General features: G+C 58.0%; 24 protein-coding genes, 1 tRNA gene and 3 pseudogenes. 20 read left to right on the forward strand and 8 right to left on the reverse strand.

The features are described from left to right. Positions 1-76 precede the first annotated feature (76 nt). Together ACQK2M_RS18765 and galU are read right to left on the reverse strand one after the other, a co-directional pair. Positions 77-1,399 carry an NAD(P)H-dependent oxidoreductase gene (locus ACQK2M_RS18765; RefSeq protein ID WP_425419040.1) on the reverse strand — a complete coding sequence of 441 codons (1,323 nt, stop codon included), beginning with the start codon at positions 1,397-1,399 and terminating at the stop codon, positions 77-79. 172 nt (positions 1,400-1,571) lie between these two features. Continuing rightward, positions 1,572-2,441: a UTP--glucose-1-phosphate uridylyltransferase GalU gene (gene galU / locus ACQK2M_RS18770; RefSeq protein WP_425419041.1), complete on the reverse strand. Its 870-nt coding sequence runs from the start codon at positions 2,439-2,441 to the stop codon at positions 1,572-1,574. A 212-nt stretch (positions 2,442-2,653) separates the two neighbouring features. On the opposite strand from galU, the gene cysQ reads away from it, so the two are divergent. From cysQ to cysN, 3 genes are read left to right on the forward strand one after another with little or no spacing between them, the layout of a single operon-like run. Further along, the gene (gene cysQ, locus ACQK2M_RS18775) at positions 2,654-3,445 is read left to right on the forward strand and encodes a 3'(2'),5'-bisphosphate nucleotidase CysQ (protein WP_425419042.1); all 792 of its coding nucleotides are present in this window, start codon (positions 2,654-2,656) and stop codon (positions 3,443-3,445) included. Between the two features lie 14 nt (positions 3,446-3,459). After that, positions 3,460-4,401 carry a sulfate adenylyltransferase subunit CysD gene (gene cysD / locus ACQK2M_RS18780; RefSeq protein WP_425419043.1) on the forward strand — a complete coding sequence of 314 codons (942 nt, stop codon included), beginning with the start codon at positions 3,460-3,462 and terminating at the stop codon, positions 4,399-4,401. After that, the gene (gene cysN / locus ACQK2M_RS18785; protein WP_425419044.1) at positions 4,401-6,308 is read left to right on the forward strand and encodes a sulfate adenylyltransferase subunit CysN; all 1,908 of its coding nucleotides are present in this window, start codon (positions 4,401-4,403) and stop codon (positions 6,306-6,308) included. Before cysD ends, cysN begins: the two co-directional genes overlap by 1 nt. A 597-nt stretch (positions 6,309-6,905) precedes the next feature. Here the strand turns inward: cysN and ACQK2M_RS18790 are convergent. Beyond that, positions 6,906-8,513 (reverse strand): outer membrane protein, encoded by a 1,608-nt coding sequence (locus ACQK2M_RS18790; protein ID WP_425419045.1) that lies wholly within the window; start codon positions 8,511-8,513, stop codon positions 6,906-6,908. Between the two features lie 146 nt (positions 8,514-8,659). Further along, positions 8,660-9,097: pseudogene (locus tag ACQK2M_RS18795) on the reverse strand (IS5 family transposase); the annotation flags it as partial. 89 nt (positions 9,098-9,186) lie between these two features. Here ACQK2M_RS18795 and ACQK2M_RS18800 point away from each other — a divergent pair. The 7 genes and pseudogenes from ACQK2M_RS18800 to ACQK2M_RS18830 all read left to right on the forward strand — a co-directional run bounded on the left by ACQK2M_RS18800 (position 9,187) and on the right by ACQK2M_RS18830 (position 15,337). After that, complete coding sequence (locus tag ACQK2M_RS18800) at positions 9,187-10,212, forward strand: IS110 family transposase (RefSeq protein ID WP_425419046.1); 1,026 nt, start codon at positions 9,187-9,189, stop codon at positions 10,210-10,212. A 258-nt stretch (positions 10,213-10,470) separates the two neighbouring features. Further along, positions 10,471-10,800 (forward strand): annotated as a pseudogene (locus ACQK2M_RS18805) (IS66 family transposase); the annotation flags it as partial. 185 nt (positions 10,801-10,985) lie between these two features. Then, a complete protein-coding gene (locus ACQK2M_RS18810) occupies positions 10,986-11,261 on the forward strand; it encodes a type II toxin-antitoxin system RelE/ParE family toxin (RefSeq protein WP_425419047.1) in 276 nt (91 codons plus the stop codon). Positions 11,262-11,298: 37 nt separating this feature from the next. Continuing rightward, positions 11,299-11,616: a HigA family addiction module antitoxin gene (locus ACQK2M_RS18815; RefSeq protein WP_425419048.1), complete on the forward strand. Its 318-nt coding sequence runs from the start codon at positions 11,299-11,301 to the stop codon at positions 11,614-11,616. Positions 11,617-12,463: 847 nt separating this feature from the next. Next, complete coding sequence (locus ACQK2M_RS18820) at positions 12,464-13,765, forward strand: site-specific DNA-methyltransferase (protein ID WP_425419049.1); 1,302 nt, start codon at positions 12,464-12,466, stop codon at positions 13,763-13,765. Next, positions 13,758-14,117: a DUF5681 domain-containing protein gene (locus tag ACQK2M_RS18825; RefSeq protein WP_425419050.1), complete on the forward strand. Its 360-nt coding sequence runs from the start codon at positions 13,758-13,760 to the stop codon at positions 14,115-14,117. The genes ACQK2M_RS18820 and ACQK2M_RS18825 overlap by 8 nt, the downstream gene beginning before the upstream one ends. 2 nt (positions 14,118-14,119) lie before the next feature. Then, positions 14,120-15,337, forward strand: coding sequence for a hypothetical protein (locus ACQK2M_RS18830; RefSeq protein ID WP_425419051.1), 1,218 nt, complete (start codon positions 14,120-14,122; stop codon positions 15,335-15,337). Here the strand turns inward: ACQK2M_RS18830 and ACQK2M_RS18835 are convergent. Beyond that, a complete protein-coding gene (locus ACQK2M_RS18835; RefSeq protein ID WP_425419052.1) occupies positions 15,312-15,551 on the reverse strand; it encodes a helix-turn-helix domain-containing protein in 240 nt (79 codons plus the stop codon). The genes ACQK2M_RS18830 and ACQK2M_RS18835 overlap by 26 nt on opposite strands. Positions 15,552-15,624: 73 nt before the next feature. Between ACQK2M_RS18835 and ACQK2M_RS18840 the strand changes: the two genes are divergently transcribed. The 6 genes and pseudogenes from ACQK2M_RS18840 to ACQK2M_RS18865 form a co-directional block, all read left to right on the forward strand. Beyond that, on the forward strand, positions 15,625-16,131 hold the full coding sequence (locus ACQK2M_RS18840; protein WP_425419053.1) for a siphovirus Gp157 family protein: 507 nt from the start codon (positions 15,625-15,627) through the stop codon (positions 16,129-16,131). 16 nt (positions 16,132-16,147) lie between these two features. Then, positions 16,148-17,260, forward strand: a complete 1,113-nt coding sequence (locus ACQK2M_RS18845) for a Rad52/Rad22 family DNA repair protein (RefSeq protein WP_425419054.1) — start codon at positions 16,148-16,150, stop codon at positions 17,258-17,260. 19 nt (positions 17,261-17,279) lie between these two features. Beyond that, a complete protein-coding gene (locus tag ACQK2M_RS18850; protein ID WP_425419055.1) occupies positions 17,280-17,474 on the forward strand; it encodes a hypothetical protein in 195 nt (64 codons plus the stop codon). Positions 17,475-17,926: 452 nt separating this feature from the next. After that, complete coding sequence (locus ACQK2M_RS18855) at positions 17,927-18,070, forward strand: hypothetical protein (protein ID WP_425419056.1); 144 nt, start codon at positions 17,927-17,929, stop codon at positions 18,068-18,070. Between the two features lie 193 nt (positions 18,071-18,263). Further along, positions 18,264-19,210, forward strand: a protein-coding gene (locus ACQK2M_RS18860) for an IS630 family transposase (RefSeq protein ID WP_425416454.1) whose coding sequence is annotated in 2 segments (ribosomal slippage) — positions 18,264-18,612 and positions 18,612-19,210 — 948 coding nt in all. Because the reading frame shifts where the segments join, the coding sequence is not laid out codon by codon here. 60 nt (positions 19,211-19,270) lie between these two features. Continuing rightward, positions 19,271-19,363 (forward strand): annotated as a pseudogene (locus ACQK2M_RS18865) (transposase); the annotation flags it as partial. Positions 19,364-19,454: 91 nt separating this feature from the next. On the opposite strand, the gene ACQK2M_RS18870 reads toward ACQK2M_RS18865, so the two are convergent. The 3 genes from ACQK2M_RS18870 to ACQK2M_RS18880 all read right to left on the reverse strand — a co-directional run bounded on the left by ACQK2M_RS18870 (position 19,455) and on the right by ACQK2M_RS18880 (position 20,626). Beyond that, the gene (locus ACQK2M_RS18870) at positions 19,455-19,907 is read right to left on the reverse strand and encodes a MucR family transcriptional regulator (protein ID WP_425419057.1); all 453 of its coding nucleotides are present in this window, start codon (positions 19,905-19,907) and stop codon (positions 19,455-19,457) included. A gap of 119 nt (positions 19,908-20,026) precedes the next feature. Beyond that, the gene (locus ACQK2M_RS18875; RefSeq protein WP_425419058.1) at positions 20,027-20,188 is read right to left on the reverse strand and encodes a hypothetical protein; all 162 of its coding nucleotides are present in this window, start codon (positions 20,186-20,188) and stop codon (positions 20,027-20,029) included. A 363-nt stretch (positions 20,189-20,551) separates the two neighbouring features. Next, a tRNA-Gln gene (locus tag ACQK2M_RS18880) sits at positions 20,552-20,626 on the reverse strand. 316 nt (positions 20,627-20,942) lie between these two features. Between ACQK2M_RS18880 and ACQK2M_RS18885 the strand changes: the two genes are divergently transcribed. From ACQK2M_RS18885 to ACQK2M_RS18900, 4 genes are read left to right on the forward strand one after another with little or no spacing between them, the layout of a single operon-like run. After that, entirely contained in the window at positions 20,943-21,689 is a 747-nt protein-coding gene (locus tag ACQK2M_RS18885; RefSeq protein ID WP_425419059.1) for a polysaccharide biosynthesis/export family protein, read from the forward strand. A gap of 53 nt (positions 21,690-21,742) precedes the next feature. Further along, complete coding sequence (locus ACQK2M_RS18890) at positions 21,743-24,085, forward strand: GumC family protein (RefSeq protein WP_425419060.1); 2,343 nt, start codon at positions 21,743-21,745, stop codon at positions 24,083-24,085. Beyond that, the gene (locus tag ACQK2M_RS18895; protein WP_425419061.1) at positions 23,994-25,214 is read left to right on the forward strand and encodes a tetratricopeptide repeat protein; all 1,221 of its coding nucleotides are present in this window, start codon (positions 23,994-23,996) and stop codon (positions 25,212-25,214) included. The genes ACQK2M_RS18890 and ACQK2M_RS18895 overlap by 92 nt, the downstream gene beginning before the upstream one ends. Further along, a complete protein-coding gene (locus ACQK2M_RS18900; protein WP_425419062.1) occupies positions 25,211-26,428 on the forward strand; it encodes an O-antigen ligase family protein in 1,218 nt (405 codons plus the stop codon). The genes ACQK2M_RS18895 and ACQK2M_RS18900 overlap by 4 nt, the downstream gene beginning before the upstream one ends. Positions 26,429-26,434: the final 6 nt, after the last annotated feature.

The raw sequence follows: 26,434 nt of genomic DNA on the forward strand, positions 1-26,434 counted from the left end.
GTCGGTCACAAGTTGCACGGCGGTCTTGCAACGAAACATGGCGGGTCGATGGCATATTTCAACGCGACGGACCGTCTCAGGCGAGCAATTGGTCCTGCCGGGCACGCAGTTGCGCAATGAGCGATCCTTCCATCGGTACCGCGTTATCCCAGGTGATCAATTCGCCCCGCGCGATCGGCTTCAGAGCCGTCCCGTTTTCGAGCAGGCCGCAAGGAATGGCATTTGCGCGCTTCGCGTCATCCGCAGTGAGGGTCCATGAACGGTAGCAATACTGTCCGACGGCATCGAGTTTTTCGCCCGCTGCGATGTCGCGCTTCGCCACTGCGCAGACTTCGGCGACACGCCTTGGCAACGGCACCATGTCCCGCTTGCCATGCAAGACGACCCGCGCCGCTGTCAGCGGGACTTCGAGGGACGTCAGGTGATAGGGGCGGTGGAAGGTGAAATAAGGCCCCTCGCCCATCTTCAGGTCGGACATTCGCTCGTGGATGCGCGGATGCTCCGCCTTGATCACGACGAAGATACCCGGCGAAACCCCTTTGCCGATCGAATAGTCGACACATCCGGGCTTCGACAGGACGCCGCCGTCCTCTTTCGGAATCAGGACCGACGCCAGTTGATCGACGGTCGCGCGCGGCCCGTGCATGCCGGGCACGTCCGGCACAAGCCCCGTCGCGTTCGCGATCGCGGCCATTTCCACCATGGTCTTCGAGCCGTCCACGAACTCGACCAGCATGCGAACATTCATGTTCCGCCGGTCGGCCTCCTCCTGATAGTCGTCGGGCACCGCATCGAAGTTCAGTGGATTGTTCTTGCCCTTTCCCGCGCAGACAACGGAGTGTCCCATCGCCGTGACGAACTCGATGATCTCCATGCAGGAGGACGGTTCGTCACCGGCGCCAAGCGTGTAGATCACGCCAGCCTTGTCGGCCTCGTGTTTGAGGTAGGGGCCGATACAGACATCGCATTCGACATTCATCATGATGAGATGCTTGCCATGGCGAATGGTCCGCATGCCGATATCGGCACCGGCTTCCGGCACGCCGGTCGCATCGATGACCACGTCGATCAGACCGTGCGAGAGAGCGAGATCCATATCTCCCGTGACGGCGATCTTCCCGGCTTCCATCGCCGCCGACATCTGATCGTGAGTGGAAACGTCCTGCGTGTGGCCTTTTTCGCCATAGGCCATTTCCGCGCCAATGGCCGCGCGGCCCGGCGTTCGCTCGACGACGGCGCCGACCCGGATGCCCTGCATCTGGGCAATCTGGGTGAAGATGTCCGTTCCCATCTCACCGGTGCCGACGAGCCCGATACGAATCGGGCGGCCGGAATGCGCGCGTTCGCGCAATTCTGCGGCAAGGCCGGTCAGGGCGACGTTTGGAGGAGGTATCGGCATGCAGGCTCTGGCATCATAAGCGGGCACACAGGGCTCCGCGGCTGGCAATCTTGTCAACTATCGTGTTCGCGAAAGCAACAGCGCCGGTCAATTTGCCGCCCCCTTTGCGGGCTGAGGGACCGGTCCTGGAACCGGCCCGTCCGATGGCAAATAATCGAGTCGTATCGGCCGTTTACGGCAGCGACTTCAGCAGATCCCGAACTTCGTCACGCACATCGTCGTTCTTCAGGGCGAGCATGATGTTCGCTTCGAGGAAGCCGAATTTCGATCCGCAGTCGAAGGTTCGCCCGTCGAAGGAAACACCGTAGAACGGTTCGCTCTCCATCAGGTTCAGCATGGCGTCCGTCAGCTGTATCTCGCCACCCGCGCCGGCGGCCTGCGTGGACAGGATTTCCATGACCTTCGGCTGAAGGATGTATCGCCCGTTAATATAGAGATTGGATGGGGCTGTTCCGGGCTCCGGCTTTTCGACCATGCCGGTGATTTCAAATGCCGAGCCCTTCTCCGCCCCGGTTGCGACGATCCCGTATTTATGCGCGAGGTCGGGGGTCGTTTCCTGAACGGAGATGATGTTTCCGCCGACCTCGTTGTAGGCATCCATCATCTGCTTAAGGCAGCCCGGTTCGCCATCCATAACCATGTCGGGAAGGAGCACCGCAAAGGGCTCATTGCCCACGATGTCGCGGGCACACCACACGGCATGGCCGAGACCCAGCGGCTTCTGCTGCCGCGTGAAACTCACCTGCCCGGCCCCCGGCGTCTCAGTATCGAGTTGCTCGGCAGCGGCCGTCTTGCCGCGCCCGCGCAAAGTCGCATCCAGTTCGAACTGATAGTCGAAATGATCTTCGATCAGGCCTTTGCCGCGCCCGGTGACGAAAATCACGTGCTCGATACCGGCCTCGAAAGCCTCGTCGACGCAGTATTGAACCACGGGTCGGTCGACTACGGTCAACATCTCCTTCGGCAGCGCCTTGGTGGCGGGAAGGAAACGGGTTCCAAGACCTGCGACGGGAACGACGGCTTTTCGAACGGGTAAGGCCATATCGGTATTCGGACTCCTTTGTTTTTCACTTTGAACTGCTTCGCAGCGCAACATAACGATTTTTCGAGGTCCCGTAACCTCTCCCAATGGATTGGAAGAGCCGGCAAAATTTCACTATGAGCTCCCTTCGCATAGGCAGCCTATTCCTTGCGCAGCGTAAGCGAATGGTTCAATAACCGCCGAACTTCGCGCTGGTTCCCGTTTGGACTGACATGACCGTTTTTGCGATAGACGACCTTATAGACCTGACCCGAGAAGCCGGTGTGCTGGCAATGGAAACCTACGGGCGCCCGCACAATGTCGCCACCAAGCAAGACAACAGCCCCGTCACCGAAGCTGATCTTGCGGTCGATAATTTGATATTTCCAGCGCTGAAGAAGCGCTTCCCCGATATCCCGATCGTCACCGAGGAGCGTGCTGCGACCCACGCGGCCATGCCAGAAAGCGCCCGGTTCTTCCTGATCGATCCGATCGACGGAACAAAGGAATTCATCAAGAAGACCGGCGAATTCACGATCAATATCGCGCTGATCGAAGCCGGACGACCGGTGGCCGGGATAGTCTATGCGCCGGCGATCGGGCGTATGTTCGTCGGCGCCATCAATTCGGGCGCCCGTGAAATCGGCGCGGACGGTTCGTCGCGCAAGATTTCGGTCCGGGAGTGTCCGGGACAGCAAACCGCCGTCGCGAGCCGCTCACACCTGACAAAAGAGACCGAAACCTTCATCGCGGAAAATAAAATTTACGATTGCGTGAATGCCGGATCGTCGCTGAAATTTTGTCTTGTCGCCGCGGGCGAAGCGGACATTTATCCACGTTTCGGACCAACGATGGAATGGGATACCGCTGCCGGGCATGCGGTTCTCGCCGCGGCCGGCGGACAGGTTTTGACATGTGATGGCACGCCGCTTAGCTACGGCAAATCGCAATTCAGGAACCCCTATTTCATCGCCGGATCGCCAACGGCGCACTACTCGATCCCCGCATCGGTTCGGACGATGTAAGCCTGCCGCGCCTCGTGGACGGTGCAGCGAACGGCCCACGGAGCATATCCCGCATGCAAACCCTCACTCATCTGCAACGACTGGAAGCCGAGAGCATCCAGATCATGCGTGAAGTCGTCGCCGAGGCCGAAAACCCGGTGATGCTCTATTCCATCGGCAAGGATTCAGCGGTCATGCTGCATCTTGCCCTCAAGGCCTTTTATCCGGCCAGGCCGCCCTTCCCGCTTCTCCACGTCGACACGACCTGGAAATTCCGCGACATGATCGCTTTCCGGGACGACGTGGCCGCCAGGAACGGCCTCGATCTCATCGTCCATATCAACGAGGACGGCGTGAAACGCGGCATTGGTCCCTTCACCCACGGCTCGGCCCTCCATACCGATGTCATGAAGACCGAAGCGCTCAAACAGGCGCTCAACAAGCACAAGTTCGATGTCGCATTCGGCGGTGCGCGGCGCGACGAGGAGAAATCGCGGGCCAAGGAGCGGGTATTCTCATTTCGTACGTCGGACCATCGCTGGGATCCCAAGAACCAGCGACCGGAACTCTGGCGCCTCTTCAATGCACGCAAGAACAAGGGAGAATCGATCCGGGTCTTCCCGTTGTCGAACTGGACCGAACTCGACATCTGGCAGTACATCCACCTGGAAAATATCGATATCGTCCCGCTCTATTTCGCCGCCAAGCGCCCGGTCGTGGAACGCGATGGCGTGCTGGTCATGGTCGATGACGAGCGAATGCCGATCGGCCCGGATGAAGTCGTCGAGGAGCGTATGGTCCGCTTCCGTACGCTCGGTTGCTATCCGCTGACAGGCGGCGTCGAAAGCGAGGCCGCCACGCTGCCCGAAATCATCCAGGAAATGCTGCTGACAACCACCTCCGAACGCCAGGGCCGCGTGATCGACCACGACCAGGCCGCCTCGATGGAGAAAAAGAAGCAGGAGGGCTATTTCTGATGGCACACAAGTCAGAGCTCATCGCAGACGATATCGAGGCCTATCTGAAATCCCAGGAGGAAAAGTCTCTCCTGCGGTTCATCACCTGCGGCAGTGTGGATGACGGCAAGTCGACGCTGATCGGCCGGCTGCTCTATGAATCCAAGCTGATCTTCGAGGACCAGCTGTCGGCGCTGGAGGCCGACTCGAAGAAGATGGGCACACAGGGCGACAAGCTCGATTTCGCCCTGCTTGTCGATGGACTGGCCTCCGAACGCGAACAGGGCATCACCATCGATGTGGCCTATCGCTTCTTCTCGACGGAAAAGCGCAAATTCATCGTCGCGGATACACCCGGTCACGAGCAATATACGCGCAACATGGCGACCGGTGCCTCCACGGCGGATCTGGCGATCATCCTGATCGATGCGCGCAAGGGCATCCTCACGCAAACCAGGCGGCACTCCTTCATCGTGTCGCGGCTCGGGATCGAGAACATCGTCCTGGCGATCAACAAAATGGACCTCGTCGATTACTCGCAGCAGGTCTTCTCCGACATCGAAATCGCCTATCGCGAGTTCGCTCGGGACCTGGGCGGTATCGAGCACATTACAGCCATCCCCATGTCGGCGCTCGAAGGCGACAACATCGTCGATCACAGCGCCAATATGGACTGGTACACGGGGCCGGCCCTGCTTGAGCATCTGGAGACTGTCGGCGTCCGCGACGCGGCGCAAACCAAACCGTTTCGCATGCCTGTGCAGTGGGTTAACCGCCCCAATCTCGATTTCCGCGGCTTCGCCGGCTATATCGCGTCAGGCACGATCGAGCCCGGCGACCGCGTCAAGGTTCTGCCGTCGGCAAAGGAGAGCACAGTCAAGTCCATTGTGACGATGGACGGCGATCTGAACGAGGCCGTCGCCGGACAATCGGTGACGCTGACGCTCGAGGACGAAATCGATATCTCGCGCGGCGACATCATCTGCGCCTCCGGCAACCCTGCGGAAGTCGCCAATCAATTCGAAACGACGATTCTCTGGATGGCCGACGAGCCCCTCTATCCGGGCCGGCCCTATCTTCTCAAGATCGGCACGGCGACAGTGAACGCAACGATCACCCGGCCGAAATATCGCATCGACGTCAACACCCTCGCCCACGAAGCAGCGCTTGAACTCGACCTCAACGAGGTCGGTGTCTGCAATATCTCGCTCGACCGCGCGATTGCATTCGATGCCTATGACGACAATCGCGAAACCGGCGGGTTCATCCTGATCGACAAGATCACCAATGCGACCGTCGGAATGGGCATGATCCATTTCGCATTGCGCCGCTCGTCCAACGTGCACTGGCAGGCGCTCGACGTCGACCGGACCACACGGGCATCGATCAAGGGGCAGAAGCCGGTCGTTCTGTGGTTCACCGGTTTGTCCGGCTCCGGCAAATCGACCATCGCGAACATCGTCGACCGCAAGCTGATCGCCATGGGCGCGCACACGATGATGCTCGACGGAGACAATGTCCGTCACGGGCTTAACAAGGATCTCGGCTTCACCGACGCGGACCGCGTGGAAAACATTAGGCGTGTCGCGGAGGTGGCGAAATTGATGACCGACGCCGGACTGATTACCCTCGTCTCCTTCATTTCGCCCTTCCGCGCCGAGCGCCGCCTGGCGCGGGAACTGATGGGAGAGGACGAATTCAAAGTCGTCTACGTGGACACGCCGCTCGAGGTCGCGGAAGCACGAGACGCGAAGGGCCTCTACAAGAAAGCGCGGGCCGGTCAGATCAAGAATTTCACCGGCATCGACTCGCCATATGAAACGCCGGAGAACGCCGCGATCACCATCGATACGACGACTACCTCACCGGAAGACGCTGCCGAGCAGATCATTGAAATGATGGCGCAATGGGGTGTCATCTCGCGATAGATGGGTTTCCCTGCTTTCTCCAAAAAACAGCGAGTTTTCGGCGATTCATCGCTATTCATGCGTAACAGGCGACAAAAAACGCTCGTATTAACAACGGCATAGAGCAGCGTTCCCTACGGTAAAAGCAGGGAACAATCGAGCGCTTGCAGGGATTTCGATCGGCGCTTGCAGGGATTTGCAGCGAAATTAAATCCCTGATCGGATGATCGCTTGATGGCGGGCCTATTCGCGTGCGCAGAGCGGGCGTTTTTCGACGCGGTGACGGTCTTGCGATGGGGCGGGCGCGGATCACGGTCTGCGTTGCAAGCGCGCCTGCGCAGGGTTGTCGACACAGCGGATGGATACAGCCGCCATGCGGAACGCGAAAGCGTCTTCGCAATGATTTTCGAACGCCTTGATCTCACCTGAAAGCGGCGACTGATCGTTTGGCGATCGGTGTGTGGTCCAGGCCATCGCAAGGGCGCGTGCGGCCGGTTTCGGTTGGCGGGCTAGCATTACAGTTGCGTTGTCGAGGGTCGTCTGAAAGCATCATGGTGAAAAAAGAAAACGCCCGCGCGTTGCACGGGCGTTTCTTCGTTTCGGGCAGCCAGGCTGCAATCAGTTAAAGCGCCAGGAAAGGCCGGTGGTAAACGACTGAACGTTGGAGTCTTCCGACCGCGAAAAGCCTTGAATAGCATCGCCGTACAGTTCGTTATCGGTCCACTTCGTATTGCGGTATTCCAACTTGGCCGAAAGATTTTCGGATACCATGGTTTCCATACCGAAACCAAAGGTCCATCCGTCGCGATCATACGAATAGGAAAGCAACTCTTCAGATCCGATTGGAGCATAACCGGTGTTCAGCGTAATATCCGCATCCATCTTCGTGCGGGTAAAAGCACCAAGCCCATAGAACAGCGTCTGCGGATTTAGCAGAACGCCTGCGCGGCCACCAACAGACCAGCTGTTGCCCGTATGGAGCGTGTAGGTCAAATCGCCTGATGCGGTGGTGACCGCGTTGTCGCAATCGTCAGCGCCGGGCCCCGGAACTGTCTCTACACCTTCAAGACAGTAATCACCGAACAATCCGACTTGTGACTTTGTGTTTGAGAACGTGTAATCACCGACGAGACCGACAACAAGCCGATCGCCAAACTGCATGTCATAGCCGGCATCCAGCCGTCCGATCATGCCTTCGCCGCCAAAATCCAGGTCCCCGCCGATTTTGAACAGATCGATGGGACCGACCTGCAAAAGGCCACCAGTGTTATAGTCGTGAACTTCGATACCGGCGTTGTGACGTACCGTAGAGAATCCGCCACTTGCGCCGACATGGAAACCGGTCCAGTCGACAGCCGGGATCGCATCGACAGCTGCCTGCTGTTCGGCGCTGCCGCCACCGAAACGATAGGACAGGACGCCTCGAATCGTATGAATTGCGGCATCGTCCCAAGTGTTGATGCCTGCGTCAGCGCCAATCGGAATCGGATAATTGTTGCTGCTATCCCATTGAGTGCGCCGGTATTCCAACTTCATGGACATCGCGCCGCTGATCAGAGCTTCGATGCCGCCACCGACTGTCCACCCGTCTCGATCATAATCATAAGACGACAGCGGCACTGTCCCCGTATCAAGGGAAGTCAGAGACAGGTTCCCTTCCATGTGGGTGCGTGTGAAACCGCCCAGTCCGTAGGCCAAGGAGCCGGGATTGACGACAAATCCGGCGCGACCGAGGACGCTCCAGCTGTTCTTCGCTGTCAGCGAGTAGTCTATGCTCGGCGAGTCGCTTACCGTGGCTGTGTCGCAATCGTCGCCGGGGCCTGGCGTCGGGAAGTCTTCGTAGCAAACATCGCCATTTATGCCGCCTGTCGCATCAATGTTCGACCAGGTGTAGTCGCCCTGGATGCCGATGACGAAGCGGTCACCGATTTGATAATCGTAACCGCCCTCAATGGTCCCAAGGTAACCATCACCCCCGACATCCAACATCGCGCCGATGGAGAAAAGGTCGATGGGACCGACCTGAATCAATCCGCCAAGATCGCGATTGTAGATTTCTGCGCCAGCGTTGTGAGAAGCGCCACCTAGCCCCGCACCGACGCCGACATGAAAACCTGTCCAGTCATATGCGTTTGGTGCAGGCTGGATATCATCGGCCGCGTAGGCTGCGGTGCCAGACAACAGCAGCGTCGAAAAAAGTACCAATATGCTTGTTTGCGGTCTCACGTAACGCCCTCCAATTTCGCAGATCCGAATCTGTTGCCATACCTACCCGTCATTCACGCGAAAGTTGAGTCAAATACTGGCCGTCTCGTAACTAAATCTCGCAATGTTGCAGCGGCGACACATGTTTCTAGCGTTGCAGTTGCTTTCTAGGCCGTGTGGACGGATTTGAGCAAGATAGACCCCGCTGCGAGGGCGACGAAGGACGCGAAGTTCCGTTTGGTCTTTTCGCAGCGTAGTGCAATCCGTTTGAAGCGCTTCAGTTTGCCGACGGCCTGCTCAATGCGGGCCCGGCCCTTGTAGATTGCGTTTGCGAGGCGCGCGGGCTTTCTCTTTTCATTGGCCTTGTGCGGAATCACGGCAATTGCGCCACGGCGACGTGCTGCCTGCCGGTTGGCCTTGCTGGCATACCCCTTGTCGCCCACCACCGCGCGTGGCTCAACATCGGGACCGAGCGCCAGCAGGACGGGAAAGTGCGGCGCGTCGGCCTTCTCGCCACCGGTCAGGTCGAAAGCGATCGGATGGCCGTCAAAGTCTGTTTTCAAATGGATTTTCGTCGAGAACCCGCCGCGCGAGCGGCCGAGCGCCTGGTTTTGCTGCCCCCTTTATGGATGGCCCGCCCCTCCCGCCGACGCCTGTGTAGGATGTCGGTATTCAAGAAAGGAAGGAACGGACCATGAGCATAGTGATCCTCGGTATCGACCTGGGCAAGAACAGCTGCAGCATCGTCGGCCTCGACGCAGATGGATCGGTGATCGTACGACGGCGGATGCGACGCGACGGGGTGATCGCGTTCGCCGCCAAGCTGCCGCCCTGCACGATGGCAATGGAGGCGTGTTGCGGAGCGCATCATATGGGCCGCATGTTAGCGGGACTCGGCCACGAAGTCCGCTTGATGTCGCCGGAATATGTGCGCCCGTACGTCAAGGCGCAGAAGAACGACGACCGTGACGCCGAGGCGATCGCCGAAGCGGCGACCCGGCCAACCATGCGCTTCGTCGAACTCAAGAGCGAGGAGCAACTCGACGTTCAGACGCTGCATCGGGTGCGCGATCGCCTCGTCGGCGAACGCACCTCGCTGACCAACCAGATCAGGAGCCTGCTGCTGGAGCGCGGGCACGTCGCGGCGCAGGGCCACGCCCGATTGCGCCTCCTGCTCGGAGAATTGCTGGATTCAGGTGCGGATGCGCTCAGCCCGCGCATGGCGTTCCTGCTCGGGGATATGCGTACACGCTGGGAAGAACTGGACCGCCGCATTGCCGCCTTTGATGCCGAGTTCGCAACCATGGCTCGGACCGACGATCGGGCCCGGCGGCTGACAGGTATTCCTGGCATCGGAGCGCTGAACGCCACGGCGCTGGTAGCCGCAGTGGGCAGCGCGGCGACCTTCTCGAAGGGACGCGATCTTGCTGCTTGGTTGGGGCTCGTGGCTCGCCAGGTCACCACCGGCGGCAGGCCGAAGCTACTCGGGATCACGAAGCGCGGCAGCCGATATCTGCGCAAGATGCTGATCCAGGGCGCACGATCCGCCATGCCCTCGCTGGCCAAAGCCGACACTGCGATTGGATCGTGGCTACGTGCACTTTTGGCCCGAGCCCATCCCAACGTTGCCGTCGTCGCGCTGGCCGCGAAGTTGGCCCGTATCGTCTGGGCGTTGCTCCGCCACGGAAAAACTTATCAAGCTGCGTCGATACCGGCATGAGGAACATGCGTCCGGAGAAAACTTCGCCGGACGCGACGAACTGCGAGTGGTGAAAGGAAGATGGCCTGACAGTCGATCGGCGTCCCGAAAACCTCCGGCGCTAAATGGCCCTCGAGGCCGGCCCCTTTATGAGGATCGGAGCGCGCGGATCTCCATCTTGGCAGCGGTTTTGCGCCGACATGCCGGATACGTTTGTGCAGACTGATCACACCATCACCGGCAAACCACTTGCAACCGGGGCGGGCCATACGTTTGCGCCCGCTGCCGGTCCTCGATCCGGGCCGTGGCAGGACAAGGACGGGCCGGCTGTGGGTCTATGCCCGAGACCAGCGCGGCTGGGCCGGCTCCGATCCGCCCGCGGCCGTTTACTTCTACGAGCCCGATCGACGGGCACAACGGCCAAGGGATCATCTGAAGGAGTTTACAGGCATTCTGCACGTCGACGGATATGCCGACTTCGAACAACTGACCAACGACAACAGGATTATGCTCGCTGCGTGCTGGGCGCACACGAGGCGCAAGTTCTATGACGTTCACCAGGCGACCGGCTCACCGATCGCCGGCGAAGCGGTTCGCCGCATCGCCAGGCCGAGACACGTCCCCTGGTCATGAAACTGCGGAAATGGCTGGAGGCGCAGTTGCCGAGCGTTCCCCAGCGCAATTGCTCGCGCTGCGCATAAAGGACCGGTACGCCTTCGATAGAGGAATCTGGACCCGAATGAAGTGTCAAGCATTTCTTGACATATGTCAGGTAATGCCTTACATTTCGGCGCATGATTAAGACCTTCAGAAACAAGGAACTTGCGGCCCTGTGGGAAGGTAAGCGGTCGAAAATCGACAAGAAGATGCATGCGCGAATTCTGAGGCGTCTCGATCGATTGGAAGTGGCGGAAAAGCCGGAAGAGATGAATCTCCCAGGATTCGATTTTTATTCGCTTCAAGGCTTCAAGCCAACCCGGTACACAGTCCATGTCAATGGCCCATGGTGCATCACCTTCGCCTTCGAAGATGGCGACGCCTATGCGGTCGACTGGGAGCAATACCACTAATGCTAATGCTACGTCATCAATACCATGGAGGGTCAGAATGGCACGTAATGATATCCCTGCGGTCCGCAATCGCGACCGTTGCCCTACGCATCCTGGCGAACTTCTCGCCGAGGAAGTAATTCCGGCTACGGGCAAGTCGAAGGCCGAAATCGCGCGTCTGCTCGGCATCTCCCGTCAGACTCTGTACGATATCCTGAATGAGGACGCCCCTGTCCGGCCGGCTGTTGCCGTCAGGCTGGGAAAGCTCTTCGGCGACGGCGCTGGCGTATGGCTGCGCATGCAGGCCGCTTATGACACTTGGCATGCTGAGCGGGAAGTGGACGTGACGGATATTCCGACTCTCACAGCCGCCTGATTTACCGCGCGCGGGAAAAAGCGTAACTACGCTACCATTCAGGGGCGGGGGCTACACCTGCCGTGGACGCGATCATTAAGGGCCGAAAAGAACAGGGTCGCCGCGCGGATACCGGACAATCGCTGACAACGTGCAACGCCCGGACGCTTACGGGATTTGCAGCGAAATTAGATCCCTGATCGGATAAACGCTTGATGGCGGCCTATTCGCATGCGCAGAGCGGGCGCTTTTCGACGCGGTGACGGTCTTGCGATGGGGTGGGCGCGGATCACGGTCTGCGTTGCAAGCGCGCCAGCGCAGGGTTGTCGACACGCCGGATGGTACAGCCGCCTGCGAACCGACGCTGAACGCGAAAGCGTCTTCGAAGCGATTTTCGAACGCCTTGATCTCACCTGAAAACGGCGGCTGATCGTTTGGCGATCGGCGTGTGGTCCAGGTCATAGCAAGGGCGCGTGCGGCCGGCTGTGATTGGCGGACGGCTCCGTCTGGTCAATCGACCATCGGCACATCCGCGATTGCGACGATGGCTCCAACGACAATCCTGACGGCGCCGGTATTGCGACGTCGCATCAGCGACGCCTTCCAACAGGTTTTAAGTCGACGTTTGCGGCGACGTTTCGACGACACTTTTGTCGCCGCGTTCTTTCGTCGATGTAGCGACAAGCTCTGTCGACACTTCCGTCATCGTTACTATTTAAGTAATGCCGCACTTTAAATCGTCACTTACGTCACACTTATTTCATCAATTCGTCGATATCCAATTTTTTTTATTTATCGTAATCCTCTATTTGCAATTTTTTTATCCTTTGTATTGCGCTTCCTGTATTTATACTTTATCAAACACCCCATGAAACAGTCTGCCCTTACCCCTAAGCGACACCTGGCGGTCGAAATTTTTCCGATCGGATCGATCCGGCGCTACGAGAAGAATCCGCGCCAGCACCGGCGCCGCGATCTTGAAATGCTGAAAGCCAGCATCCGCGAACACGGGTTCACGAATCCGATCCTCGTCGATGAGGAGAAGGTCATCATCGCCGGTCACGGGCGCTTGACGGCGGCGACCGAGCTTGGGTTGCCGGAACTGCCCGTCATCATCTTGCGCGGCCTGACGGAAGCGCAAAAGAAGGCGCTGCGCATCGCCGACAACAAGATCGCGCTTGAATCGTCCTGGTCGCCTGAAATTCTCGCCGACGAATTGGCGTCACTTGCGCTGGAAGATATCGATCTGTCGCTAACCGGTTTTGAAGGCATCGAGTTGGAGAAGATCCTGACGCCGGATTTCGGCGAACCGGATGATCCGCCGTTGCCGCCTGCGCCGGACGAACCGACGAGCCGGCCCGGCGATCTCTATCGTCTTGGCGACCACTTGCTCTTTTGCGGTGACGCGCTTGATCAGGCCTCTTATGAGCCTCTTCTTGAGGGGCGCAAGGCGGATATGGTGTTTTCCGATTTCCCCTACAATGTACCGGTCCGGGGCCATGTCAGCGGCAAAGGCAAGGTCACCCATGGCGAATTCCGCATGGCGTCGGGAGAGATGTCGCGCGAAGAGTTCGCCCGCTTTCTGGCGTCAGCAACCACGTTGTGCCGGTCTCATTCCCGAGACGGCTCGCTGCATTATCTGTGTTGCGATTGGCGCATGGTCCGGGCGTTGATCGAAGCCGGCGAGGACAATCTCGGCACACTGTTCAATCTCGTTGTCTGGGCCAAGGCGAATGGCGGCATGGGACGCTTCTACCGGTCGCAGCACGAGATGATTGCGATCTTCAAGAACGGCGCCGGCCGCCATGTCAACAATATCCAGCTCGGGCGCCTGGGCCGCAACCGAAGCAATGTCTGGCATTATCCGGGCGCGACAGGATTTTCCAAAACCCGCAAACGCGACCTTGCCGATCACCCGACCATCAAGCCTGTCCGGATGGTCGCAGACGCCATACGCGATGCGTCGAATCCGGGCGACCTGATACTCGATCCGTTTGGCGGTGCGGGAACGACGCTGATCGCTGCCCAGAAAGTCGGGCGCAAGGCCGCCCTGATCGAGATTGAACCGAAATATGTCGACGTGACCCTGCGGCGGTTCCGCGACGAAACCGGGATCGACCCCATACGCCTAACAACATCTTTAATCCAGAAGGAGCCTACAGATGGCTAAAAATCACGAGAACAATGAAGACATCGGTTACAAGAAGCCGCCCAAGACGACACGCTGGAAAAAGGGTCAGTCGGGCAATCCGCGCGGACGAAAGAAGAAACCGCGCGACGCGAACGGATTGTTGAAGCTCGAGCTCGAGAAGGTCATCACCATCCGCGACGGTGGCGAGGATGTGCGCATCACCAAGAAGGAAGCGCTGATCACGTCGCTGGTCAATGACGGAATCAAAGGCAATGCGAAGGCACGCGAAATGATGATGCGCCTCCTCGATGTCGACTCCGTGCCGGAACCGTTTATCGCCAACGATAACGACCAGGCGTTGCTCGACGAGTTCTTGAAGCAGAACCGGTAAAGATGACGACACATCCTGTTGAAGCGCTTTATCGCACACAGTTCGCGCCATTTGTGCGTTTTGCCCTGGGCGAATTACGGCCGAAGGATAAATTTCTTCCCAATTGGCATATCGACGTTGTCATCGATCGATTGAAGCGCATAATTGCCGGCGAGCCCTTGCGCATGGTCGTAAACATGCCGCCACGCAATCTGAAATCGCTTGTCTGCTCGCTAGCGCTGCCTGCGTTTCTCGCCGGCAATGACCCGACCAAGCAAATCATGCTGATCGTGGGCAGCGACGGGCTGGCACAAGAGTTTGCGGAGAAGCTTGCGACACTCATGGGTGGCAAGCGCTATCGGTCGCTGTTTCCGCATATGCGCATGACATGGACGAAGCGATCGGTCAGCTTCGGCCATGGGGGCTTCATCCGGATCGTGACCGTCGGCAAAGCCCTCAGCGGACGCGGCGCCGATCTGGTTATCATTGACGATCCGATCTCGCCCTCGCAGGCCAGCGATCCCGCAAAGCGTCAAAAGGTCAATGACTGGTACAGAAAGGAAGTACTCACGCGATCAAACGATGGGAAGATCGAGGCGATTCTGCTGGTTATGCAGCGCGTCCATGGTGAGGATTTGTCGGGTTTTGTTAAGCGCAACGATCCGTCATTCGAACAGCTTGTCTTGCCGGCTATCGCGGTGGCACCCGAGACTTGGCGGCTCGACAACGGCCAGGTCTTTACCCGCAACCGAGGTGACTTGCTGCATGCCGAACGCACCGATATTAACGCATTGCTGCGTATGCTCGACCGCATGAACGGCGTCGACTTCTGCCTGCAACAGCTCCAGGCCGCCTATATGCCGCGGACCTATGCCGATAAGGAACATTTCCACGAGTTCCTGTGGACGTCGCGTCCTGAAGGATGGACCGCGCCGGCGCCGTTGCCGCCGTTCGGTCTGTTGAAGATCCTATCGAAGGAATATGTTCTGCGCGACGTTTTCGGGATTGCGCCGCCCGAACCAGTGCTGGTCCCCGAGCAGTCGGTCACGGATGAAGAGATCCAGATAAGCGCTATCGAACACCAACGGCTGTTGGTCGAAGGCAAGCCCTATTTTGGCATAGAGAACCCCGACACGACGCATGCCTTCGAAACGCGAGGATCGCTCTACGGACGCAAGTTGAACGCGATCTTCAAATCCGCCTACGCCGACCAGTTCACTCATGCTGTCGCTTCAAAGTGACGCCTGTTCGATCGTCTTGATCAACAAAGTCGATGCCGGCCGCTTTGAGGCATTCTTCTATTTGATAGGCTGTCCGCACGTTGCCCTGAATCAGGCCCGGCCGCGCTTCGATGCGTTTTATCGTCGAACCGCCGACCCCTGCCCGTTCGGCTAATTCCGACTGGTCCCAGTGAAGCAGCGCACGCGCCGCCTTTATTTGTTCTGTGGTGATCATGATCGAAGGCAACTTGACTTCTGATGCTTAAAACGATACTTTTAGTATCATGTTCGAGTAAAGGAGTTAACACATGCAAAGCGTCTCTGTCAATTTAGAGCTAAATCGATTCACGGAATTTAAGCGCCGCATTCTCGAAGCCGAACCGGATATCGACGATGAAACGCTGGCCGACACGCTGGAAGGGGCGACCAACCTGCATGAAGCGCTCGCCGCGCTGGTGCGTTCGGCGATTGATGATGCCGATCTGGTCGCGGCGCTGAAAACCCGCATCGCGGAAAGCCGCGAAAGGCTCGATCGGCTGTCCGGGCGGATGGAAAAGAAACGCGCGCTGGCGCTGGTGGCGATGGAGGAAGCCGGGCTCGACAAGATCATGGAGCCGGACTTTACCTTGTCGCTTCGCACCGCCCCACCAAGCGTGGTAGTGACCGATGAAAGCCTCATTCCCGAATGGTTCTTCGTGCCGCAGCCACCCAAGCTCGACAAACGGGCGCTTCTGGACACGCTGAAAGCCGGCACCTTTGTCAATGGCGCCGCGCTGTCGAACAGCCGTCGGTCGCTGTCGGTGCGTACAAAGTAACGGCGGGGAGGATATGATGAGCTTTGATGCAAAACAGATCCGCCAATTGCGCGCCAAGCTGAAACCGCGCCATGTCCGGGCCCGAACCGAAGACGGCATTACGCTGCATTATCTAGAAGGCTGGCATGTGATCGGCGAAGCCAATCGGATCTTCGGCTTTGACGGTTGGAACCGTGAGACCGTGGAGAGCACTTGTGTCTATACAAAACATCTGGGCGTTCGCTTCGAGGCTGTCTATGTGGCGAGAGTTCGCGTAACGGTCAGGACCGACGGCGGGACGATCATCACACGGGAAGGCTCGGGGACAGGCGAAGCGAGCACGTCCACGCCGGGCAAGGCGCATGAACTTGCCCTCAAGGCGGCGGAAACCGATGCGACCAAGCGGGCGCTGATGACCTTCGGCAATGCATTCGGGCTCTCGCTCTATGATCCCAATGGCTCACATCGGACAGCCGCCCCGCAACAGCTCAACGGACGCACCCAAGATAGCAGCACTATCGGCGCATCTCCGGTCTCGCAGGACGCAACTGTCCACACAGAAACTTCCTGCGATACAGGTGATCCGGGGACAGGCAACGAATTGAACCGGGGAACAAACCGCGCGACGATCGCTTGCGAAGCCGTTGCGCATGATGCCAGCCCACAGACCGACCAGATCAATGGTTCGGGCCCTGCGGCATCAAAGGGGAAGGATCCGGTTTCTTCACCCCAATCCGATGATCTGCCCGCGATCGATGCCGGCCAAGATCCGGCGGGCAAGGGTGACAGTTGCCAAACCGAAAACGAAGCATCGAACCATACGCAGCAATGCCGAATCGATAAATCGACACTTACCCTTTCCGAGCCGAAGCGCGTTCGCGATCCCGAACATCTGCGCTTTGTCGTTACCCATGGCTGTGCGATCTGCGGGCGCAACCGCACCCATGCCCATCACCTCACCTTTACCCAGCCGCATGCGCTTGGTCGCAAGGTCTCTGATGAATTTACCGTTCCCTTGTGCGCAAAACATCACCGCGAATTGCATCACGCGGGAAACGAGGAGGCATGGTGGCGCAACCACAAGCTTGATCCGCGTGCCATCGCCGACGACCTTTGGATGAGAAGCCGAAAAAAGAGGGTGCGAATCTGAAAAAGGACCCGGTCACGAGATGGGCGAGACACCCCGCATTCGTATCCTGATCGCGGTCGAGGAGGTATTCGCAGACCGCCACGAACAAAGGCCCGATGATGGCGATCGGCTGATCGAACCGGCGAACCATTCCCGCACAGTCACCCGCGCGGAGCTTCTGATTGCGGTTCTCACCGGATGGAATATTGGTGCGATGATCGCCTGGATCTTATGATATCTGCCGGACGGAGCCAGGTCTTGGATTGAATTTCGGTTCGGCGCCCCGTTTGCCCGGTGGCTCTATCGTGCCGGGCACGTCGACAGCGTCGAGGAAATGGGCTGCGCACGTTCCTTAATCCTCGCATTGTGCGAGCCTTCCTGGGATTCGCGATGTGCTCGGTGAGTTTCACGCTGGTTGTCTGAACGGAGATGTCGAAGGACTGTGTAATGTCTGATCATAGGACGGCACCAGGTCATTGGCGAACACTGTTCGGAATGTAATGTCCACGGACAGCGTGTTTACTTATCCCAGCACCGTCGCTTACGAAGGGTCACAGTGTGTATTTGTAGGCCGGTACACGTATATTGAGGAGGCGTCGACTGCATTCGACACACGTTAATGTTGAATCAATTTTACATGTCCTGTATTTACACGGCGGGTTGGGATGTTCCGAAAGGAAATCGCTCATGCATGTCACGATTCCCTTGTTGCGCGGCTGCCTGAAGATAAAATCCTATCGCTATCTGCGTACGCGTGAACGCGACGGAGAGGTGCCTGTCTGGAGGCTGGGCGGCCTATACTTCATCTATCGGCGCGACACGCGATCGTGATCGCGCGAATTTGGATAAAGTCAGCTGCGCGCAGCGAGGCGCGCCGACAGCGCGCTTGCAGGTTCTATTGTGATCCCGGAAAACGTCCCCGTTTTTGGCTAGAGCGGCACCCGATCTGATTGAATCGGCAGGGATTCCCAAATCAGCGGTTTGATGATTCATGATGTCTGCCGGAGCAAGGAGGCCGGCGGACATGTCCAAGGCTCTGTCGCTCGATCTTCGCACACGTGTTCTCGCCGCTGTCGCCGGCGGTCTCAGCCATCGTCAGGCGGGTGAGCGCTTTGGCGTCAGCGCGGCCAGTGTCAGCCGCTGGCGGACGCGTGAACGCGAACAAGGCGATCCTCGTCCCAAGGCGCTGGGCGGCGATCGACGGTCCGGGCGCATCGACGCCTGCAAGGGATTGATCTTGTCGCTGCTCAAGGAGACGCCCGACATTACCATCCAGGAGATGCGCCAAGCGCTTGCCGCACGCGGCCACGTTTTCGGCTTCGGCACGATCCAACGCTTTTTCAAGCGTCACCGGATCACGCGCAAAAAAAGACCGCGCACGCCAGTGAGCAGGACCGTCCGGACATCCTGAAGCGACGAAGGACGTGGTTCAACGACCAGATCGACCTCGATCCGGCAAGGTTGGTCTTCATCGATGAAACCTGGGCCAAGACGAACATGGCGCGCACCCATGGCCGGGCTCCGCGCGGTGAACGGTTGCGGGTGGGCGTGCCTCATGGCCATTGGAAGACTACGACCTTTGTCGGCGCACTGACGCTGCGGGGCATGATCGCGCCCTTCGTCTTGAACAGGCCGATCAACCGGATCGCTTTCGAGGCCTATGTAGAGCAAGTGCTCGTGCCGGAACTGCGGCATGGCGACATCGTGATCATGGACAACCTCTCCAGCCACAAGGGACCTCGGACCCGCCAGATGATCGAGGCGGCCGGAGCCTCCCTGCTGTTTCTTCCGCCCTACAGCCCAGACTTCAACCCTATCGAGAATGCCTTCTCCAAGCTGAAGGCCATGCTCAGGAAGGCGGCCGAGCGGACCATAGATGACCTGTGGGACAGGATCGGGAGCCTGATCCCGACATTCACGACGCAGGAATGCGCGAACTACTTCGCCGCCGCCGGATACGATGCAGCATGAACGGATTCTGCTCTAGAGTTTTCCGCATTTCCCCTTTGGCTGGGAGAGGAGCGGAAGCGCATGAAAGCATCGAAGTTCACGGACGCGCAGAAGGCGTTCATCATCAAGCAGGCGGAAGATGGGACGCCCGTGGCGGAGGTCTGTCTGAAGAGCCCAGCAAAGGCGCGGCCGCCAGACCGAGCTCATCTTGTCCACGTAAGCATCCAATCAGACCGGCAACGACATCCAGCCGGACAATCCCGGCCTACTTCTTCCGCTTGGTTTTCGGCTTTTCTCCCGGCTTGCGCCCGAGCCCCATGCTTTTCGCCAAGGCGGAGCGCTGTTCGGCGTAACTCGGCGCAACCATCGGGTAATCGGCTGAGAGGTTCCACCGGGCGCGGTATTCCTCCGGTTCAAGACCGTGATGAGCGCTGAGGTGGCGGCGGAGAGACTTGAATCGGGCGCCGCACTCCAGGCACACGATATAGTCCTTTTGCACCGAGCGCTTCGGATTGACCGCCGGAACAGGCTTTTCCTCTTCGCGAGCGCCTGCTACGCCGTCCAGGCTCGTCAGGGCGCCATGAATGTCGGCGATGAGCTTCTGCAATTCCGACGAAGGCACCGGATTGTTTTCCACATAGGCGGAAACAACCTCGGCCGTCATCCGCGCATAGCGCAGGCCGTCTTCTTCGCGTTCACCCGTTTCAAGTGCATCCATACTACGAATCCAATCCTTTTCTTATGCACGCCGCGATAGTGCAGATTGAACCGGCGCGCAACCGCAAGAATCGCGCGCCGATATTTCTGCTTTAGACACCTCGGCGTCAAAGCATGACCTTATATACCTTGGTTAAACAGCTCGGCATACGGTTCGGTTGCTTTCCGAGCCTCCAGTTCCTGCGCCTCAAGAAGCGCCATGCCGATTAACAGACACAGGAATCCACGGTGCTGTTTGCTCGCCAGTTCATAGGCCATTTGAAGAAAATAGATCGTATCCATTGCCATTCCCTTTCTCGGTTTGGTTGACCGGAGGGATTGGCGAAACTTGAGATATTATCGTGCCGCTCCAATTAGTTGGAATGACCGTCATCAAAACAGGACTTCACCCCATATCGACACTTACGGCCTTATGCGCCGAAAGCCACATTCGAGGCAATCGTAGCTGCGGAGAAAGGAGGAAGTATCCACGACTGGGATTTAATCGGTGATGCGGGCGAACATGCCCTACGTCTATGACGAGCGAATTGCCCTTGGATGACGGGGAATTCGCGAGAACGATTGTTTGGAACGAATGCGCTAGAGTCCAAAAAAGGTCGTCATGTAGCTGAAAGGCCCGCGCGAATTAATCAGGTGATTGGGAATTGGCTGGGGCGGCTGGATTCGAACCAGCGCATGGCGGTACCAAAAACCGCTGCCTTACCGCTTGGCTACGCCCCAAGGAGATCGCCGTCGCTGCGGCGAAACAAGGTCGTCGATATATTGGCGATTAAACGCCTGTCAACTGCCTATGTGGCAAGCGTGTCGGACGGCGGTGATCCACATTGATGCCGATCGGGTCGGTAACCGATCCTTTTCGGTCAGTTTGAATAGTCGCGCAATATTTCGCCACGTTAAGTTATGTTTGGTAGCGGTAGCCATCTCATTGCCGCATTTAACTGGAATTGGCTTGAGATCGGTAGATTTCACAGTTTACATGATCGCTTCATGAGGTATGCCTCGGGGGCAACAACCGACGGATTCGGTTCGAGGTGGGATGATCAGCACTGGATCGCAAAGACTGGCGCTTGTGGGCCTTATGGCGTTTTTGCTGTGGGGCTGTACCAGTGCGTCCGGAACGCTGGAAGACGCGTCCAACTCATTTGCCGAAAATGAAGCCGGTGGTGATCTGCAACTCGTCTCTGCCCTCCCCGCGCCCGCCAATACCAATAACGGCCTCGAACAAAGGCTCGCCGAGAACGATCTGATCAAGGTCGACGTTTTCCAGGTCGATGAGCTCGACCGCGAGGTTCGCATCGATCCGCAGGGACGGATCAATCTGGCGCTGATCGGCACGGTTCAAGCCGGCGGCAAGACGATCCCGGAACTCGAAACGGAAATCGAACGCGCCTATGGCGCGAAATATCTGCAGAATCCCGAAGTCTCGGTTTTCGTCGAAGAATCGGCTGGGCAGAAAATCACGGTTGACGGCGCGGTCCGGAAACCAGGCGTTTACACGGTCTCAAGTACCTCGACCCTGCTGGAAGTTGTTGCGCAGGCTGGCGGCTTTGCAGAGATCGCCGACGATCAGAAGACTTACATCTTTCGCGATGTTGGAGGACGCAAGCTGGTTGCCAACTATAATGTCAAGAATATCCGCGGCGGAAAGGCTCGTGATCCTCGCATCTTCGGCGGTGACGTGATTGTGTCATTTTCGTCCGGCTCGAAAATTGCTATGAGAAACTTGCGTGAAGCGCTGGGCGTCGCGAGCAGTGCGTCTTCTCTGGCCGTACTTCCGTTGTAAAATTGATTCTGGGACCACGGTGACTGGTCCGACATAGAAAACCCGGGGCCACCGTGAACAAATTCGAACCAGACAGGCGATCCTATGAGCTGCCGGCCATGGCTGAACGTGGTATGGTTCACTATCAGGAGCCAGCCTTCGGTTACGGCCGTCTACCCGAGGAAGATGAGGACAGCCTCGATCCGCTCAAGCTGATTTGGTATGTCATTCACTACCGTTGGCTGTTTGCCGCGCTTCTTTTGGCCGGATTAGTGATCGGTGTCTTCGTAACCTTGCTCCAGACGCCGCTTTACCGCGCAACGACCGATGTCGAAGTGATTACGCCGAGTGCCAAGGTCATCCAGGATTTGGAACTCGTATCGCAATCGGCCGACCTGCGCGCCTTTGAGACTGCGCGTGAGAAGATGCAGAGCCGCGATCTTGCGCGCCGCGTTGTTTTTGCACTGGGACTGACTGAGGACGAGAAGTTCCTCGCCCCCACACCGAGTTTCTCGGTGATGAACCTGTTCAATCGAGTTTTTAATTATACATCAACCGCAGATCTCGAAGACCTCGACGCCGAAGAGCGGGAAGCGATGGCGGTTAGGAAGATCCAGGACAACCTTTCCGTGGATCTGGTCCGCAACACCTCGATCCTGTCCGTGGCCTATAGTCACGCCGATCCGAAATATGCGGCGGAGGTGTCGCGCCAGGTCGTGCGCAGCTTCATTGACCAGAATGTCGACAAAACTAGCGAAACCTCCGACCTCACACGGCAGTTCATTGAGGAACAGGTCCGCGAGACAAAAGCGAAGCTGCAGAGATCAGAAGAAGCTTTAGTCGAGTACGCCAAGCAAGCAGGGATTACACTGACTGGAGATGACGCTTCGTTGATCTCTGAGAATATATCCAAACTCAACGAGTCGCTGGGAGACGCACTTCAAGACCGCCTTGCGGCACAAGCCTACGTGCAACAGGTCGAGGATGGCGATGCTGCGACGTTGCCAGAAGTGTTTAAGAGCGAGTCAATCCAGAACACCAAGCAGAGACTAGCCGAGCTTAAGGCCACCTATCAGGAAAAGCTAACGACGCTAAAGCCGGGCTTCCCGGAAATGCGGCGTTTGCAGTCGCAAATCTCCGAACTGCAAAAACAGATCGATGCAGAGGTGGCCGCAATTGCGAATGCCGCGCGAATTCGGTTTGCCCAAGCGGAAGAGAGGGTCAGTGGCCTGCAAGGCGAAATCGCGAAGCTGGAAGCCGAACAAGCCGAATTCCAAGACAAGAACATCCAGTACACGATTCTGCGTCGCGAGGTTGAATCCAACCGCTCGCAATATGATTCGCTTATCTCGAAGCTCAATGAGGTCGGGGTCGGGTCCGAGCTTAGAACATCCAACGCTTCGATCATAGATCTGGCGGTGCGGCCGACCACCCCCTATTCGCCGAGCCTCAAGCGCAATCTGGCGCTATCGCTGGCACTGTTCCTTACGCTTGCGGCAGCGCTCGTCTATCTCCTCGAACTGATGCGCAATACCTTCACCGTGCCCGATCAGGTGGAAAGCGAATTGAAAATACCCGTGCTCGGTATTCTGCCGCGGACGTCGGAGGATGCGCTCGAAACCGAAATGGCGGACAGTAAGTCGGGTCTTTCGGAAGCCTATCGATCCCTGCGAACGTCGATCCAGTTTACCGGTGTTGGCGACACTATGCATTCGCTCTTGGTTACTTCACCGGAGCAAAGCGAAGGCAAGTCGACAACCGCCTACAAGCTTGCGCATGATTTTGCCGCGCTTGGAAAAAAGGTCCTCGTGGTCGATGCCGACATGCGCAAGCCGCGCATGCATCGGCTGTTCAAGACCGACAATTCAGCCGGCCTTAGCAATGTGCTGTCGAACGTACTGCGAAAAGGGGACGTGCGTTCGATCCTCCACCCAACACATCATCCAAATATCACGCTTCTTGCCGCAGGCACGATTCCGCCAAATCCAGTCGAATTGCTGATGTCTCAGAAGATGGCCATGGCGGTCGCGCAGATGGCGAAATCCTATGACATAGTAATCATCGACGCGCCGCCGGTTCTAGGTCTCGCGGACGCGCCGGTTCTGAGCCGCCTGGCGGACGCGACGCTGCTTGTCGTCTCCTCGAAACAGGTGACGCGGAAATCGGCCAAGCACGCGCTGGAACGCCTTAGGAGTGCATCAGGCAATGTTGTCGGCGCCGCATTGTCGAAATTCGCGGTCGATAAATTCGATTACAATTACGCCTATCGCTACACGCAGTATAACTACTACGGCTATGACAATGCTTCGGTTGAAATAGAAGATCATGGCACACGCGCATCCAAAGGCGATATCGCCGGCAAGCTGGCTCGCGGCGGGTCTGATATCATTGATCGTTTCAAGCGCCGTTTTGATTAATGGTACGAGCTCGCTGATCTCGCAATTCAACCCGGCAATCGCTCTTCAAATCAATCCGCTCCGTTCCGATGACAGGGTCTCGGTCTCGCTCGCGAAGACCGACGACGCGAGAACCGGCAAGATTGTCGAGAAAGGTATGTTCCTCTCGCCGATCGATGCGCGATTCTATAGCTTGATGGGCGTTCTCGCGGAACGCAGCGACGACCGGGAAGCCGCATCGCAATTCTATCGTCATGCACTGGACCTACTGCCAACCGAATTGCAGGCGCTGAGCCGCCAGCTGGTCTTCGACATACAGTCCCAGCGTTATCTCGAGGCCGCGGAAACGCTGGAAATCCTGGGACGGCGATGGCCGGATCGATGGAGCAGTTTCGAACCCGCCCTGCCGATTCTTTTGTCTGATCCCGACGCCAATGGCCGGATCACGCAGCGTTTCGCCGATTATCCACCGTTGCGCGTTCGCCTAATACGCAGCCTCGCAAGAACCAAGGAGATGTTGCCCTTTGCCTATCGCATGGCTGTCGACTGGCATGATCGCGGCGTCGAAGACGTCGACAGCGTCATCAACCTAGTGACCAATGCTTTCCTGCGCGAAAAACGATACACCGAGGCTTATCTCCTGTTTCAACTGACGCGCCCGGAAAGCACAAAGTCAGCGTTCGTCTACAATGACACCTTTGAAATGCCTTTTTCAGGCAACGCCTTCGACTGGCGCATCCGCGACCAGGCCGGTGTCAGCTTCGACCGGGTCACGCAAGACGGGGACGCAGCCCTTTCGATGCGGTTTCTCGACAATCCGATCCGGTTTCGCAATGTCAGCCAGTTGGTACGCCTAGTTCCCGGTCGCTACGAGGTAGCCATTTCATATGAAAGCCGGGACCTCGTGACCCCGAAACCAATCCGGTTTGCAGTTCGATGCATCCCGTCAGGGCAGATGGTCCTGAGTACGCCTTTTCAGGACGCAACAAGCAAACATAAAGAACGCCATGGCTTCACGGTGCCGGCCACCGGCTGCGCATTACTGGAGCTTCATCTCTTCAACGAGAAAATGCCGATGAGCTGGCGCAACCGCTATCGCGGAACGCTTGTGCTCCGGTCGGTTTCTATTGTGCAAAGGCGTGGCGTATGACACCCGGATCCGCTGCGTCTCCGCGCTATGCCGGTGCTGTGATCGTCATTGCCCTGATCCTTGGCGGTGGCGCTGGCCAAGGAATATGGACCGACCATCTGCTCGAACTCATCCTGGTCCCGGCTCTGTTTTTCGGTATCGCAGGACTCTGGTCCAACCAACTTGGCACCGCAGCGCGGATACTGACGATCCTCGTTCTGGCGACCATCGCTATCCAGTTTGTTCCGATAACGCGAACCATTCCCCTGACCGGTGGTAATGGGCTGGGCTTCTGGTCACCGGCGCCGCAAAAGAGTCTTGACGCGGGGCTTTTTACAACCGCGGCGCTAGGTTTTTTTCTCTATGTCTCGCTGATGAGTGAGCGAGAGCGGGCGCGGCTATTACCATATTTCTATGTCGGGCTCTTTCTCCAGGCGGTCGTTGCCGTCGTGCAACTCTCCTTCAGCCGTTCGGTCACCCTGTCGGGGATCCTCCCTTTTGACGTGACCACAGGCCTCTTTGCGAATGAGAACCACTTTTCAAGCCTATTCTTTGCAACGATCCCGCTCCTCGCCTACACGATGATCGTGCGCGCGGAGAGCATGCTGGGCTTCGTCGCGCTCAGTCTCGTCATGGTCGGCATCCTATTTGCCGTCGGCTCTCGCGCCGGAATGGGTATCTCGTCAGCAAGCGCAGTGTTGTCGCTGATCTGGTTTGCGCCTGTCGGGAACAAGCTTGTCGCGAGGATCGGCGCGCTTTTCGTTGGCGTGTTTGGACTGCTTACAGCCTTGTGGGCTTTCGGTTCCGGAAGCTCGCTTGAGGGTGATCAGCGGTGGGTCATTTTTGAGACAACCTGGGAGGCCATCGGCGATCACTGGCTCTTGGGATCTGGACTGGGGACTTTCACGCTTGTCTACCCAGCCTATGAGGAGGTCGAGCAGGTGATGGCCGCATACGTCAATCATGCCCACAACGACTTCCTCGAAATCATGCTCGAACTCGGTCTGACGGGAACCACCTTGTTGCTGGGCTATTTTGCTCTCTTGCTGCGCGGTGCATTTCGATCCGGCCTGTCCGAGGCCGCATTCCTGTCCGTCGTGGCGCTTTGTATCCACTCCATTCTAGATTATCCGCTCAGGACGATGGCACTTGCGATAACTCTCGGCTATCTGAGCTCTGTTGTTCTGTCACACAAGGACGACATGGAGCGAGACAGAAACCGGCCGGCAACATAATTATCG

The sequence above is a fragment of the Oricola indica genome (genome assembly GCF_965227485.1).
Lineage (GTDB): Bacteria > Pseudomonadota > Alphaproteobacteria > Rhizobiales > Rhizobiaceae > Oricola > Oricola indica.

Bases quoted from the DNA above. Each gene is read 5' to 3' on its own strand.
- ACQK2M_RS18900 (WP_425419062.1), top strand. From the start codon at position 25,211: ATGACACCCGGATCCGCTGCGTCTCCGCGCTATGCCGGTGCTGTGATC.
- ACQK2M_RS18885 (WP_425419059.1), top strand. From the start codon at position 20,943: ATGATCAGCACTGGATCGCAAAGACTGGCGCTTGTGGGCCTTATGGCG.
- ACQK2M_RS18835 (WP_425419052.1), bottom strand. From the start codon at position 15,551: ATGATCACCACAGAACAAATAAAGGCGGCGCGTGCGCTGCTTCACTGG.
- ACQK2M_RS18810 (WP_425419047.1), top strand. From the start codon at position 10,986: ATGATTAAGACCTTCAGAAACAAGGAACTTGCGGCCCTGTGGGAAGGT.
- cysN (WP_425419044.1), top strand. From the start codon at position 4,401: ATGGCACACAAGTCAGAGCTCATCGCAGACGATATCGAGGCCTATCTG.
- galU (WP_425419041.1), bottom strand. From the start codon at position 2,441: ATGGCCTTACCCGTTCGAAAAGCCGTCGTTCCCGTCGCAGGTCTTGGA.
- cysQ (WP_425419042.1), top strand. From the start codon at position 2,654: ATGACCGTTTTTGCGATAGACGACCTTATAGACCTGACCCGAGAAGCC.
- ACQK2M_RS18765 (WP_425419040.1), bottom strand. From the start codon at position 1,399: ATGCCGATACCTCCTCCAAACGTCGCCCTGACCGGCCTTGCCGCAGAA.
- ACQK2M_RS18825 (WP_425419050.1), top strand. From the start codon at position 13,758: ATGGCTAAAAATCACGAGAACAATGAAGACATCGGTTACAAGAAGCCG.
- ACQK2M_RS18830 (WP_425419051.1), top strand. From the start codon at position 14,120: ATGACGACACATCCTGTTGAAGCGCTTTATCGCACACAGTTCGCGCCA.
- ACQK2M_RS18800 (WP_425419046.1), top strand. From the start codon at position 9,187: ATGAGCATAGTGATCCTCGGTATCGACCTGGGCAAGAACAGCTGCAGC.
- ACQK2M_RS18840 (WP_425419053.1), top strand. From the start codon at position 15,625: ATGCAAAGCGTCTCTGTCAATTTAGAGCTAAATCGATTCACGGAATTT.
- ACQK2M_RS18870 (WP_425419057.1), bottom strand. From the start codon at position 19,907: ATGGATGCACTTGAAACGGGTGAACGCGAAGAAGACGGCCTGCGCTAT.
- ACQK2M_RS18845 (WP_425419054.1), top strand. From the start codon at position 16,148: ATGAGCTTTGATGCAAAACAGATCCGCCAATTGCGCGCCAAGCTGAAA.
- ACQK2M_RS18850 (WP_425419055.1), top strand. From the start codon at position 17,280: ATGGGCGAGACACCCCGCATTCGTATCCTGATCGCGGTCGAGGAGGTA.
- ACQK2M_RS18820 (WP_425419049.1), top strand. From the start codon at position 12,464: ATGAAACAGTCTGCCCTTACCCCTAAGCGACACCTGGCGGTCGAAATT.
- ACQK2M_RS18815 (WP_425419048.1), top strand. From the start codon at position 11,299: ATGGCACGTAATGATATCCCTGCGGTCCGCAATCGCGACCGTTGCCCT.
- ACQK2M_RS18855 (WP_425419056.1), top strand. From the start codon at position 17,927: ATGCATGTCACGATTCCCTTGTTGCGCGGCTGCCTGAAGATAAAATCC.
- ACQK2M_RS18875 (WP_425419058.1), bottom strand. From the start codon at position 20,188: ATGGATACGATCTATTTTCTTCAAATGGCCTATGAACTGGCGAGCAAA.
- ACQK2M_RS18895 (WP_425419061.1), top strand. From the start codon at position 23,994: ATGGCACACGCGCATCCAAAGGCGATATCGCCGGCAAGCTGGCTCGCG.